Source organism: Streptomyces sp. NPDC059917 (assembly GCF_042730635.1).
Taxonomy (GTDB): Bacteria; Actinomycetota; Actinomycetes; order Streptomycetales; family Streptomycetaceae; genus Streptomyces.
In genome coordinates this window covers 54,771-67,414 of sequence record NZ_JBHWLC010000026.1, presented here as the reverse complement: position 1 = coordinate 67,414, position 12,644 = coordinate 54,771, and the positions used below count along the sequence as shown (strand labels likewise).

The following is a 12,644-nucleotide window of genomic DNA, read 5'->3' as shown; positions in this document are numbered from 1 at the left end:
GGAAAGGGCTCCGGTTACGGACAGAAAGTCGTAGGTACTGCTACGCCGGGAGCCCTTATCGCCATCTGCCTATGACCGGACAGCCAAGGAGGTCTCTGAACGCTCGGAGAGCGGAGAGAGCCTCGAAAACCGAGGGGACTACAACAGAAGCGAGCGCAGCCTGCTAGGTCTGAGGAGCGCAGGCTCGCAGCGCAACTTGTAGCATACGGGGGCAGCCGGACAGGGTCAATGCGCGAAGGCGGACACCCGGGGCAGAACGCCATTTACCCGGCACAATTCGTGGGTGGCGAGCCCGTGATGACCGGCTCTCCGCCCCTTTTTCGAAGACTACGACGACGGGCCCCATGAACCAAGAGGACTACGACCCCGAAGATGCGTACGCGACGGAAGCCGCCGTCGGGGACGACGACGACGCGGAGGCCACGCGCCGCGCCGCCGGGGAAGCGGAGAGCAGCCGCGCGAGCCGCGGCTGGTGGGACCGCAACGCCGACGAGTACCAGAGCGACCACGGCGCCTTCCTCGGCGACGACCGCTTCGTCTGGGGCCCGGAGGGCCTGGACGAGGCGGAGGCCGCCCTCCTCGGACCCGCCTCCTCCCTCAAGGGCCTCGACGTCCTGGAGATCGGCGCCGGCGCCGCCCAGTGCTCGCGCTGGCTGGCCGCCCAGGGCGCCCGGCCCGTCGCCCTCGACCTCTCGCACCGGCAGCTCCAGCACGCCCTGCGGATCGGCGATGACGTCCCCCTGGTCGAGGCCGACGCCGGGAACCTGCCCTTCCGCGACGGCTCCTTCGACCTCGCCTGCTCCGCCTACGGCGCGGTCCCCTTCGTCGCCGACCCGGTGAACGTCATGCGCGAGGTGCACCGCGTCCTGCGCCCCGGCGGCCGCTGGGTCTTCTCCGTCACCCACCCCATCCGGTGGGCCTTCCCCGACGAGCCCGGGCCCGAGGGCCTGTCCGTCGCCGCGTCCTACTTCGACCGGACCCCGTACGTCGAGCAGGACGAGCAGGGCCGCGCCGTGTACGTGGAGCACCACCGCACCCTCGGCGACCGGGTCCGGGACGTGGTCGCGGGCGGCTTCCGCCTCGTCGACCTGGTCGAGCCCGAGTGGCCCGCCTGGAACGGCCAGGAGTGGGGCGGCTGGTCCCCGCTGCGCGGGAACCTGATCCCCGGCACCGCGATCTTCGTCTGCGAGCGCGGCTGACCCATGGCGTCCGTCCCCCGCACCTCCGCCCTGGAATCCCTCCCGGTCGGCGCGGCCGTGCCCGCGCTGGTCGCGGCGCTCGACGCGCACGGCACGGCGGTGCTGTGCGCGCCGCCCGGGACCGGCAAGACCACGCTCGTCCCGCTGGTCCTGGCCGGCCTGGTGGGCGACGGCCCCGCGCGCAGGGTGATCGTCGCCGAACCCCGCCGGATCGCGGCCCGGGCGGCGGCCCGCCGGATGGCCTGGCTGCTGGGCGAGCGGGTCGGGGACTCGGTCGGCTTCACGGTGCGCGGCGAGCGGGTGGTGGGCCCGGGCACCCGGGTCGAGGTGGTGACCACCGGGGTGCTGCTCCAGCGCCTCCAGCGGGACCAGGAGCTGGCGGGGACGGACGTGGTGGTCCTGGACGAGTGCCACGAGCGGCACCTGGACGCCGACACCGTCGCGGCCTTCCTCCTCGACGTACGGGCGGCCCTGCGCCCGGAGCTGCGGCTGCTCGCGGCCTCGGCGACGACCGACGCGGCCGGGTGGGCCCGCTTGCTGGGGGACGCGCCGGTGGTGGAGGCCGCCGGGGTCGCGCACCCGGTCGAGGTGGTGTGGGCCCCGCCGGTACGTCCGGTGCGCCCGCCGCACGGCATGCGCGTCGACCCCGCCCTGCTGACCCACGTCGCGGCGGTGGTGCGGCGGGCGCTGGCCGAGCGGGCGGGGGACGTCCTGTGCTTCCTGCCCGGGGTCGGTGAGATCTCCCGGGTCGCGGGGCAGCTGGGCGCGGTGGACGCCGAGGTGCTCCAGGTGCACGGGCGGGCTCCGGCCGCGGTGCAGGACGCCGTCCTCGCGGGCGGTGACGGGCGGCGCCGGGTGATCCTGGCGACGGCGGTGGCGGAGTCCAGCCTGACCGTGCCGGGGGTGCGGATCGTGGTGGACGCGGGGCTCGCCCGCGAGCCGCGGGTGGACCACGCGCGGGGCCTGGGCACGCTGGCGACCGTACGGGCGTCCCGCGCGTCGGCGCGCCAGCGGGCGGGGCGGGCCGGGCGCGAGGCGCCGGGGGCGGTGTACCGCTGCTGGGCCGAGGCGGAGGACGGGCGGCTCCCCGCCTTCCCCTCGCCCGAGATCCGGATCGCCGATCTGGCCCAGTTCGCGCTCCAGGCCGCCTGTTGGGGCGACCCGGACGCGTCCGGGCTGGCGCTGCTGGACGCACCGCCCGCCGGTGCGATGGCGGCGGCCCGGGAGGTGCTGGCGGCCGTGGACGCCGTGGACCGGGCCGGGCGGGTGGGTCCGCGGGGCCGCGCGATGGCCCGCCTCGGCCTGCACCCGCGCCTGGCCCGCGCCCTGCTGGACGGCGCGGCCGAGGTCGGCGGGCGCCGGGCGGCGGAGGTGGTGGCCCTGCTGAGCGAGGAGCCGCCGCGGGAGTACGGCGACGACCTGGCCGCCGCCTGGCGCCGGGCCCGCCGGGGCGGCGACGCCTACGCCCCCCGCTGGCGCACCGAATCCCACCGCCTCACCCGAGCCCTGCCGCCCGCCTCCCCTCCGGGGGCGGGCGGCGGCGAGGGGCTCGGCGACGACGCCGTCGCCGGGCTGATCGCCGCGCTCGCCTTCCCGGAGCGCGTCGCCCAGCGCAAGGCCGAGGGCTCCTACCTCATGGCCAACGGCACCGGCGCCGACCTGAACGACGGCTCCCCCCTGCGCAACGCCCCCTGGCTGGCCGTGGCGGTGGCCGACCGCACGCCCCACTCCCCCTCCGCCAGGATCCGCCTCGCCGCCCTCGTCGACGAGGACACGGCCCGGGCGGCCGCGGCCCACCTGCTGTCCGCCGACGCGGAGGAGGTCCGCTGGGAGAACGGCGACGTCAGCGCCCGCAGCGTGCACCGCCTCGGCGCGATCGAGCTGACCGTGCGCCCGCTGCGCGACCCCGCCCCGGACCGGGTCCGGGCGGCCCTGCTGGACGGGCTCCGCGCCGACGGCCTCGGCCTGCTGCGCTGGTCCGCCGACGCACGGACCCTGCGGGCCCGCCTCGCCTTCCTGCACCGCACCCTCGGCGCCCCCTGGCCGGACGTCGCGGGCGACGACGTGCTCCTGGCAAGGGCGGACGACTGGCTGGAGCCCGAGCTGTCGCGCGCCCGGCGCCGCACCGACCTCGGTCGGATCGAGGCGGGCCAGGCACTGAACCGGCTGCTGCCCTGGGCCACCGGCCAGGCCGCCCGCCTGGACGAGCTGGCCCCGGAGCGGATCGAGGTCCCCAGCGGTTCCCGGATCCGGGTGGACTACGGCGACGGCGACGGCCAGCCCGTCCTGGCGGTCAAGCTCCAGGAACTGTTCGGGCTGGCGCGCACGCCACTGGTCGCGGGGGTGCCCGTACTCGTCCACCTGCTGTCGCCCGCCGGACGCCCGGCGGCGGTCACCGCCGACCTGGCGTCCTTCTGGCAGGACGGCTACCGCGCCGTGCGCGCCGAGCTGCGCGGCCGCTACCCCCGCCACCCCTGGCCGGAGGACCCGGCGACCGCCGAGCCCACCCGCCACACCACCAACCGCCTGCGGCGCTCCTAAAGCGCCGCAGGCACCGGCGCCGCCGTCGGTTCGGGGTCGTCGCCCGCCCCGCGCCGCCGGCGACCGCGCGCCTCCAGCCACAGCGCGAGCCCGAAGAGCCCGAGGCCCACGACCAGGAGCCCCGTCGGCCCGTAGGTGTGCAGCGCGAGCACCATGGTCCGGTTCGACTTGACCAGGTCGACGGTGTGGTCGAGGTAGTCGGGGCGGATCTTCACGTCGCCGGCGAAGGCGGTGAGCTTGCCGTCGGGCTGCGCGGCCGCGATCCCGCCGCGCATCTCCTGCCGGATGCTCTGCTCGGCGTTGACGGGCGCTCCGGTCACCGGATCGACCCAGAACTTCATGGTGGCCGAGTACCAGAGCGACGTGCCGGTCTGCTCCTCGATCTTCGTCGGGTCGATGCCGGGGATCGGCATCTTCTTCGGCATCGGGACCTTGGTCCAGGGGACCGTCATCTCGAAGTAGTAGACGTCCAGACCGCGGAAGCTGCGCGGGCCGACGTAGTGGATCGGCGAGGAGGTGCGCGTCTGGGCGTCGAAGTACAGGTAGTCGCGCGGCTCGGTGAAGAACGGCCACTTGAACTCGATGCCCTCGCGCTTGACCGGGTCCCCGTCGACCATCTCGCCGGTGGCGTGCACCGGGTCCTGGGTGTGCGCGTCGAAGATGTAGCGCTCGGGGATCTGGGAGACCATCTTGCCGTCCGGGCCGACGATGTAGGTCAGGGTGTCCCAGACGACGACGTCCTTGCCCGCGCTCGCCTCGATCTCCTTGGACGCCTCGACGTTGCCCTTGAGGGTCTGGATGATCGTGACCTTGTCGACCTTCTTGGGCACCATGCCGTTGTTGTAGTCGAGCAGGGTCGCGTTCTTCGCCTCCAGGACCATCTCCTGGTACTGGCTCGGCGGGATCTTGGCGAGGCGGGGGTACGCGTACCAGCGCAGCAGGGGCGCGAGGGCGGTGCAGAACACGGCTAGGGCAAGCAGGACGAGGCTCGCTCTGCGTCGCATGGCCGGGCCTCCTCTTACTTTCCGGGGGCGGAGGGGATCGTGGTGAGCAGGGGCTTGGGCGAGGTCGTGCCGTCCGGGACCCCGATCGCCGTGATGGTCAGGACGAGGGCCAGCGCGGCTGCCAGCCCGATGGCGGCGGCGACGAGTGCGCGCATGCCGGGGCCTCCGAGATCTGATGTGTCGTCAGGTCTGGCGCACCGTAGCAACGCGCGGGCGAGATGAGAACCGTCTGGCTACGGGCTTTCCGTGCCCGCCGCCGACCCGCTCGGGGAGGCCTTGGGCGACGCCTTGGGCGACGGGCTCGCGGCGGGAGCGGAGGCCGTCGCGGACGCGCTCGGGCTGGCGCTCGGACTCGGCTTCGGACCGGCGGAGGTGCTGGGCGAGGGCGTCGGAGCAGGCGTCGGCGTGGGGCTCGGCTTCGGCGTCGGAGTCGGAGTCGGAGTAGGGGTCGGCGTGGGAGTCGGGGTCGGAGTCGGCGTGGGCGTCGGGGTGGGCGTGGGCGTCGGCTTCGTGGAGGGCTGCGTCACCGGGCCCGTACCCGTGCCGGTGCCCCCGCTCCCGTCCGGCACCTCGTGCGCGCCCTTCAAGTAGTACGCGTACCAGGACCGCACCGTCGTCAGGTACTCCGTCGAGTAGTTGTAGGAGAGGACCGCCCGGTCCAGGTCCGCGCCCACCCGCAGGTCCCGCGTGCCGGCGCACAGGTAGCGGCCGGCCGCGAGGGCCGCGTCGTGCACGTTGTTCGGGTCCCGCCGTCCGTCGCCGTTCGCGTCCTGGCCCCAGGACGCCCAGGTGGAGGGGATGAACTGCATCGGCCCCACCGCGCGGTCGTGGGCCGCGTCGCCGTCGTACGCCCCGCCGTCCGTGTCCGGGATGTTCGCGAAGCCGTTGCCGTCGAGCACGGGCCCCAGGATGGGCCGCAGCGTCGTGCCCGCGGAGTCCACCTGCCCGCCGCGCGCCTGCCCGGACTCCACCTTGCCTATCGCCGCGAGCAGTTGCCAGCGCAGCCCGCACCCCGGATCGCTCGCCGCGATCTTCTGCTCCGCGCCCCGGTACGCCGCCAACACGCTCGCCGGTATCCCCTGCGCGCCCTCGGCCGGGCCCGTGACCACCGCTTCCCCCGCGGCCGGGGCCGCCGGGGTGGGGGCGGGCCCGGGCGCGTCCGCCGCCGGCACCACGGCGGGCGGCTCGGGGCTGGCCAGGGGCGGGAGTTCGGTGAAGTAGGCGGAGTCGCCTCCGGCCTCGTTGCCCGGGGCCGGGGCGGCGGCGGGCCGCTCGGCGCTCGCGCCGCCCCCGGCATCGGCGCGCACGAGCGCGCCCGGCGCCTGCGAACCGGTCACCGCCCCCGCCACGAGGGCCGACACCACGACCGCCAGCCCGCCCCTGAGCCACCCGTGGCCGAAACGGACCGTGGACCGCACTGAACGCACCTTCGACCGAACCGGCATGGGCCGACCCCTCCCCCTCGACGTCCGCGAGACGGTACGTCAACTCGCTTCACACTGCATCAACCTGGCTGCGGAATTCACCACTTCCGCACGTCTTGCGCAGGTCACGCATACTGTCCCGACCGTTCGGAGTGCATTGGACCGAAGTAAACGAAGACCTGACGAGAGGCGCCATGCCGTTCACACTCAGCCACGCGGCCGCCGTCCTTCCGGCGATCCGCCGGACCGGCCGCGCGCGGGGGCCGCTGGTCGCCTCCGCCCTGGTACTGGGCTCGTTCGCGCCCGACACCTTCTACTTCGCGGACGCCGTCGTCCAAGGGGTGATGGTGCACGGCGACTTCGCGCATTCGGCGGCGGGCGTGCTCACCCTCGACGCCGCCCTGACCGCGGCCCTCGTCGGCTGCTGGCTGCTGCTGCGCGAGCCGCTGGTCGCCCTGCTCCCCCGGCGGGCCCGGGGCAGGGTGCACGCGCTGGTGCGCGGCGAGGACTGGCGCGGGGGCCGACTGCCGGTGCTGGCCCTGCGGTTCTACCTCTCCGCGGTGCTCGGCTCGCTCACGCACGTCATGTGGGACAGCTTCACGCACATGGACCGCTGGGGCATGCGGATGCTGCCCGATCTCGGTCGTCCGCTCGCCTTCGGGCTGCCGCTCTACACCTGGCTGCAGTACGGCAGTTCGGCGCTGGCCGCCGTCGCGCTCACCTGGTTCACGGTGAGCGCGCTGCGTCGGCTGCCGCGGTCCGCCGCGCCGGAGTGCGTACCGGTCCTGGGGCGGGCGGACCGCTGGGCGGCCGTCGCGCTGGCCGTGGTCTGCGTGGGCGTCGTGGTGTGGCTGCGGGTCGCCCGTTTCTTCACGTACTTCGACCGGATCCGCAGCCCGCTCGACATCGTCCCGACCGTCTGCTTCGGCGCCGGCGGCGGGCTCGCCGTGGCGCTCCTGCTGTACGGGGTCCTGGTGCGCCTGCGCCACCGGGGCGGCCGGCACGGCGACGGCGACGGGAACCGCGACGGCGGCCCGGACCGCGACGACCGGGGAGCCCGGGGCACCGGGGGAACGCGGACGCCCGTCCCCAGCCGGTAGCGGGGACGGGCGTGCGTACGGCCTTGGCGGTCGCCCGGCGTCAGTGCGCGGCGGACTCCCAGTCCCCGCCCACGCCGACGGACACGTCCAGCGGGGCCCGCAGGTCGACGGCGGCGGCCATCTCGCGGCGCACCAGCTCCTCGACGGCCGCGCGCTCGCCGGGGGCGATCTCCAGCACGATTTCGTCGTGCACCTGGAGCAGCATCCGCGAGGTGAGACCGGCCTCGGTGAGCGCCCGGTCCACGCGCAGCATCGCGACCTTGACGATGTCGGCCGCGGTGCCCTGGATGGGGGCGTTCAGCGCCATCCGCTCGGCGGCCTCGCGGCGCTGGCGGTTGTCGCTGTTGAGGTCGGGGAGGTAGCGGCGGCGGCCCAGGACCGTCTCGGTGTAGCCGGTGGCGCGGGCCTCCTCGACGACGCGCTGGAGGTAGTCCCGCACCCCGCCGAACCGCTCGAAGAAGGTCTCCATCAGGCCGCGCGCCTCGGCGGGCTCGATGTTCAGCTGCTGGGCGAGGCCGAAGGCGGAGAGCCCGTAGGCCAGGCCGTAGGACATCGCCTTGATCTTGCGGCGCATCTCGGCGTCGACGGCGGACCGCTCCACGCCGAAGACCTGGGAGGCCACGGTGGTGTGCAGGTCCTCGCCGGTCGCGAAGGCCTCGATCAGCCCCGCGTCCTCGGAGAGGTGCGCCATGACGCGCAGCTCGATCTGGCTGTAGTCGGCCGTCATCAGCGATTCGAAGCCCTCGCCGACGACGAAGCCGCGCCGGATGGCCCGGCCCTCGTCGGTGCGCACCGGCACGTTCTGCAGGTTCGGGTCGGTGGAGGACAGGCGGCCGGTCGCCGCGACGGTCTGGCTGAAGCTGGTGTGCACCCGGCCGTCGGCGGCGATGCACTTGACCAGGCCCTCGACGGTGACCCGCAGCTTGGCCTGCTCGCGGTGGCGCAGCATGATCACGGGCAGTTCGTGCTCGGTCTGGGTGGCGAGCCAGGCCAGCGCGTCGGCGTCGGTGGTGTAGCCGGTCTTGGTCTTCTTCGTCTTGGGCAGGTCCAGCTCGCCGAAGAACACTTCCTGGAGCTGCTTGGGCGAGCCGAGGTTGAACTCGTGGCCCACCGCGGCGTGCGCTTCCTTCACGGCCTGCTGCACCGCACCGGCGAACTGCTGCTCCATCGCTTCGAGGTGCTCGCGGTCGGCGGCGATGCCGTACCGCTCCATTCGGGCGAGCAGCTCGGAGGTGGGCAGCTCCATGTCGTGGAGCAGCTCGGTGGCGCCGACCTCGGCGAGTCGGCCCGTGAAGGCCCCGCCCAGGTCGAGGACCGCGCGGGCCTGTGCCATCAGCGCTTCGGCCTCGGCGGTGTCGTCGGCGCCGAAGGCGAGCTGGCCGTCGGCGGCGGCGGGGGCCAGCTCGCGGTGGAGGTACTCGTTGGACAGCACGTCGAGCGCGAAGGACCGGCGGCCCGGCTTGACCAGGTAGGCGGCGAGGGCGGTGTCCATGGTGACGCCCGCCAGGCTCCAGCCGTGCTCGGGGAAGACCCGCATGAGGGCCTTGGCGTTGTGCACCACCTTGGGGCGTGCCGCGTCCGCGGCCCAGGCGACGAAGGCGCGCTCGTCGGCCTCGTCCAGCGCGGACGGCTCGAACCAGGCCGCGGCGCCGTCGGCGGCGGCCAGCGCCACCTCGGTGATCCGGCCCGCGCCCAGCGCCCAGCTGTCGACGGTCGCGATGCCCAGCGCGGCGCCCGCGCGGCCCTCCAGCCAGGGGGCCAGCTCGCCCGCTCCCAGCACCGAGGCGTCGAGCTCGACGCCGGCCGCCGGGGCGGGGGCCTCTTCTTCGACCGCGCCCGGGTCGACCGCGAGCAGCCGCTCGCGCAGCGAGGCGTTGCGGATCTCCAGCACGTCCAGCACGCCGGTCATGGCGGTGCGGTCGTACGGCGCGCGCGCCAGGTCGGCGGGGGTCTTGGGGAGCTCGACGTCGCGCACCATCTCGGTGAGGACGCGGTTCAGCTTGACGGCGTCCAGGTGGTCGCGGAAGTTCTGCCCGGCCTTGCCCTTGACCTCGTCGGCGCGCTCGACCAGCTCGGCGAAGGAACCGAACTGGTTGATCCACTTGGCGGCGGTCTTCTCGCCGACGCCGGGGATGCCGGGCAGGTTGTCGGACGGGTCGCCGCGCAGCGCCGCGAAGTCGGGGTACTGCTGCGGGGTGAGGCCGTACTTCTCCTCCACCTTCTCGGGCGTGAAGCGGGTCAGCTCCGAGACGCCCTTGGTGGGGTAGAGGACGGTGGTGCGCTCGGAGACCAGCTGGAAGGAGTCCCGGTCGCCGGTGACGATCAGCACGTCGAAGCCGAGGGCCTCGGCCTGGGTCGCGAGGGTGGCGATCACGTCGTCGGCCTCGAAGCCGTCGACCGCGAAGCGCGGCACGCTCATCGTGTCGAGCAGCTCGCCGATCAGCTCGACCTGCCCCTTGAACTCGTCGGGGGTCTTGGAACGGTTCGCCTTGTACTCGGGGAACTCCGTCGAGCGCCAGGTCTTGCGCGAGACGTCGAAGGCCACGGCGAAGTGCGTGGGCGCCTCGTCGCGCAGCGTGTTCGCCAGCATCGACGCGAAGCCGTAGACGGCGTTGGTCGGCTGGCCGCCGGCGGTCGTGAAGTTCTCCGCGGGCAGCGCGAAGAACGCCCGGTAGGCCAGGGAGTGCCCGTCCATGAGCATCAGGCGGGGGCGGTCCGCTGCGGGCGGCTGGTCGGTCTTCTTCGCTGCTGAATCTGCCACGCCCCGATCCTAGGCGGCTCCACTGACAATTCCGGCGCCGCCCGTCACCCGGGCAGCGGACCCCCGGCCGGACGCGCCCCCCATCGGGGCGCGTCCGCCGCCTCCCGCGGCGCACGCGTCCCACCGGCCGCCCCCGGCGCACCCGCTCGGGGCCGCGAGCACCTCGGACCGCCCTCCCGGTGTCCCCGTGGCCGTGAAAGGATCGAATGTGCGGCAACATGTGCTGCACTCGTACACGCGCTCGAAGGGGAGCCGACATGGCGACCAAGCCGCCCTCAGGTGATCCCGTCCAGGACGCGCCGCAGGTCGCGCCTCCCCAGCACGCCGCCGCCGGCCTGCCCGCCATCGGGCACACCCTGCGGATCGCCCAGCAGCAGATGGGCGTCGCGCGCACCGCGCGGACCCTGCTCAAGGTCAACCAGAAGGGCGGCTTCGACTGCCCCGGCTGCGCCTGGCCCGAGGGCGACAAGCGGCACACCGCCGAGTTCTGCGAGAACGGCGCCAAGGCCGTGGCCGAGGAGGCCACCCTGCGCCGGGTCACCCCGGAGTTCTTCGCCGCCCACCCGCTGGCCGACCTGGCGGAGCGCAGCGGCTACTGGCTCGGCCAGCAGGGGCGGATCACCCGGCCGATGCTGCTCCCCGAGGGCGGCGACCGGTACGAGCCGGTCAGCTGGGAGCGCGCCTTCGAGGTGATCGCCGAGGAGCTGACCGCGCTCGACTCCCCCGACGAGGCGCTCTTCTACACCTCGGGCCGCACCAGCAACGAGGCGGCGTTCCTCTTCCAGCTCTTCGCGCGCGAGTTCGGCACGAACAACCTGCCCGACTGCTCCAACATGTGCCACGAGTCCTCGGGCTCGGCGTTGACGGAGACGATCGGCATCGGCAAGGGCAGCGTCTCGCTGGAGGACCTGCACCGGGCCGATCTGATCATCGTCGCCGGTCAGAACCCGGGCACCAACCACCCGCGCATGCTGTCGGCGCTGGAGAAGGCCAAGTCCGCCGGGGCGAAGATCATTTCGGTGAACCCGCTGCCCGAGGCCGGGATGGAGCGGTTCAAGAACCCGCAGTCCCCGGTCGGCATGTTCAAGGGCACCGCCCTCAACGACCTCTTCCTGCAGATCCGCATCGGCGGCGACCAGGCCCTCTTCCGGCTGCTCAACAAGCTGGTCCTGGAGACGGAGGGGGCCACCGACGAGGCCTTCGTCCGGGAGCACACCCACGGGTACGAGGACTTCGCGGCGGCCGCCAAGGACACCGACTGGGCGGACACGCTCACCGCGACCGGCCTCACCCGCCCCGAGATCGAACGCGCCCTGGCCATGATCCTGGCCTCGGAGCGGACCATCGTCTGCTGGGCCATGGGCCTCACCCAGCACAAGCACTCCGTCGCCACCATCCGCGAGGTCGTCAACCTCCTCCTGCTGCGCGGCAACATCGGCCGCCCCGGCGCCGGGGTCTGCCCCGTGCGCGGCCACTCGAACGTGCAGGGCGACCGCACCATGGGCATCTTCGAGCGCCCCGCGCCCGCCTTCCTCGACGCCCTCGACGCGGAGTTCGGCATCACCTCGCCGCGCGCGCACGGCTACGACGTGGTGCGCTCCATCCAGGCGCTGCGCGACGGCAGGGCCAAGGTCCTCTTCGCCATGGGCGGGAACTTCGTCGGCGCCACGCCCGACACCGAGGTCACCGAGGCCGCGATCCGCCGCGCCGCCCTCACCGTCCACGTGTCGACCAAGCTCAACCGCTCGCACGCGGTCACCGGGCGGCGGGCCCTGATCCTGCCCACCCTGGGACGTACGGACAAGGACGTCCAGGCGGGCGGCAAGCAGTTCGTGACCGTCGAGGACTCGATGGGCATGGTCCACGCCTCGCGCGGCAACCTCGCCCCGGCCGGACCCGAGCTGCTCTCCGAGCCCGCCATCGTCGCCCGGCTCGCCCGCGCGGTCCTCGGCGCCGCCTCCCGCACCCCGTGGGAGGAGTTCGAGAAGGACTACGCCACCATCCGCGACCGCATCTCGCGCGTGGTCCCCGGCTTCGCGGACTTCAACGCCCGCGTCGCGGCCCCCGGCGGCTTCCAGCTGCCGCACGCCCCCCGCGACGAGCGGCGCTTCCCCACCAAGACGGGCAAGGCGAACTTCACCGCGGCCCCGGTGGAGTACCCCCGGGTCCCCGCGGGCCGCCTCCTGCTCCAGACCCTGCGCAGCCACGACCAGTACAACACCACGATCTACGGCCTCGACGACCGTTACCGCGGCATCACCGGCGGCCGTCGCGTGGTCATGGTCAATCCCGAGGACGCCGCCGAGCTGGGGCTCGCCGACGGCGCGTACACCGACATCGTGAGCGAGTGGCGCGACGGGGTGGAGCGGCGCGCGCCCGGCTTCCGCGTGGTGCACTACCCGACGGCGCGCGGCTGCGCCGCCGCGTACTACCCGGAGACCAACGTGCTCGTCCCCCTCGACGCGACCGCGGACACCAGCAACACCCCGGCCAGCAAGTCCGTCGTCGTGCGCTTCGAACCGGCGGGGTGAGCCGGGCCGGCGAACCGGGCCGACGGGCCCGTCCGGAGGACCTGATAGAACGGCCCTTCGGACAAGTCGGTTAACGAACGTTGA

At 74.0% G+C, this 12,644-nt stretch carries 8 protein-coding genes; 4 read left to right on the top strand and 4 right to left on the bottom strand.

Annotated features, from left to right (window positions below):
• Nucleotides 1–344 precede the first annotated feature (344 nt).
• Complete coding sequence (locus tag ACFWAR_RS17575) at nucleotides 345–1,199, top strand: class I SAM-dependent methyltransferase (RefSeq protein WP_385777990.1); 855 nt, start codon at nucleotides 345–347, stop codon at nucleotides 1,197–1,199.
• 3 nt (nucleotides 1,200–1,202) lie between these two features.
• Complete coding sequence (gene hrpB, locus ACFWAR_RS17570; protein ID WP_385777988.1) at nucleotides 1,203–3,740, top strand: ATP-dependent helicase HrpB; 2,538 nt, start codon at nucleotides 1,203–1,205, stop codon at nucleotides 3,738–3,740.
• Here hrpB and ACFWAR_RS17565 read toward each other — a convergent pair.
• From ACFWAR_RS17565 to ACFWAR_RS17555, 3 genes are all read right to left on the bottom strand, one after another.
• Complete coding sequence (locus tag ACFWAR_RS17565; RefSeq protein ID WP_385777986.1) at nucleotides 3,737–4,744, bottom strand: DUF3068 domain-containing protein; 1,008 nt, start codon at nucleotides 4,742–4,744, stop codon at nucleotides 3,737–3,739. The two genes, hrpB and ACFWAR_RS17565, sit on opposite strands and share 4 nt — an antisense overlap.
• Before the next feature lie 14 nt (nucleotides 4,745–4,758).
• The gene (locus ACFWAR_RS17560) at nucleotides 4,759–4,899 is read right to left on the bottom strand and encodes an SPW_0924 family protein (protein ID WP_385777984.1); all 141 of its coding nucleotides are present in this window, start codon (nucleotides 4,897–4,899) and stop codon (nucleotides 4,759–4,761) included.
• 78 nt (nucleotides 4,900–4,977) lie between these two features.
• Nucleotides 4,978–6,162, bottom strand: coding sequence for a lytic transglycosylase domain-containing protein (locus ACFWAR_RS17555; protein ID WP_385777982.1), 1,185 nt, complete (start codon nucleotides 6,160–6,162; stop codon nucleotides 4,978–4,980).
• Nucleotides 6,163–6,362: 200 nt separating this feature from the next.
• On the opposite strand from ACFWAR_RS17555, the gene ACFWAR_RS17550 reads away from it, so the two are divergent.
• Nucleotides 6,363–7,268, top strand: coding sequence for a DUF4184 family protein (locus tag ACFWAR_RS17550; protein ID WP_385777980.1), 906 nt, complete (start codon nucleotides 6,363–6,365; stop codon nucleotides 7,266–7,268).
• A 40-nt stretch (nucleotides 7,269–7,308) separates the two neighbouring features.
• On the opposite strand, the gene polA is transcribed toward ACFWAR_RS17550, so the two are convergent.
• Nucleotides 7,309–10,029 (bottom strand): DNA polymerase I, encoded by a 2,721-nt coding sequence (polA, locus tag ACFWAR_RS17545; RefSeq protein WP_385777978.1) that lies wholly within the window; start codon nucleotides 10,027–10,029, stop codon nucleotides 7,309–7,311.
• Nucleotides 10,030–10,286: 257 nt separating this feature from the next.
• Here polA and ACFWAR_RS17540 point away from each other — a divergent pair, with 257 nt between their 5' ends.
• Entirely contained in the window at nucleotides 10,287–12,560 is a 2,274-nt protein-coding gene (locus ACFWAR_RS17540; RefSeq protein WP_385777977.1) for an FdhF/YdeP family oxidoreductase, read from the top strand.
• Nucleotides 12,561–12,644 lie beyond the last annotated feature (84 nt).

Coding starts and splice junctions, on each gene's coding strand:
- ACFWAR_RS17575 (WP_385777990.1), top strand. CDS start 345: ATGAACCAAGAGGACTACGACCCCGAAGATGCGTACGCGACGGAAGCC.
- hrpB (WP_385777988.1), top strand. CDS start 1,203: ATGGCGTCCGTCCCCCGCACCTCCGCCCTGGAATCCCTCCCGGTCGGC.
- ACFWAR_RS17565 (WP_385777986.1), bottom strand. CDS start 4,744: ATGCGACGCAGAGCGAGCCTCGTCCTGCTTGCCCTAGCCGTGTTCTGC.
- ACFWAR_RS17560 (WP_385777984.1), bottom strand. CDS start 4,899: ATGCGCGCACTCGTCGCCGCCGCCATCGGGCTGGCAGCCGCGCTGGCC.
- ACFWAR_RS17550 (WP_385777980.1), top strand. CDS start 6,363: ATGCCGTTCACACTCAGCCACGCGGCCGCCGTCCTTCCGGCGATCCGC.
- ACFWAR_RS17540 (WP_385777977.1), top strand. CDS start 10,287: ATGGCGACCAAGCCGCCCTCAGGTGATCCCGTCCAGGACGCGCCGCAG.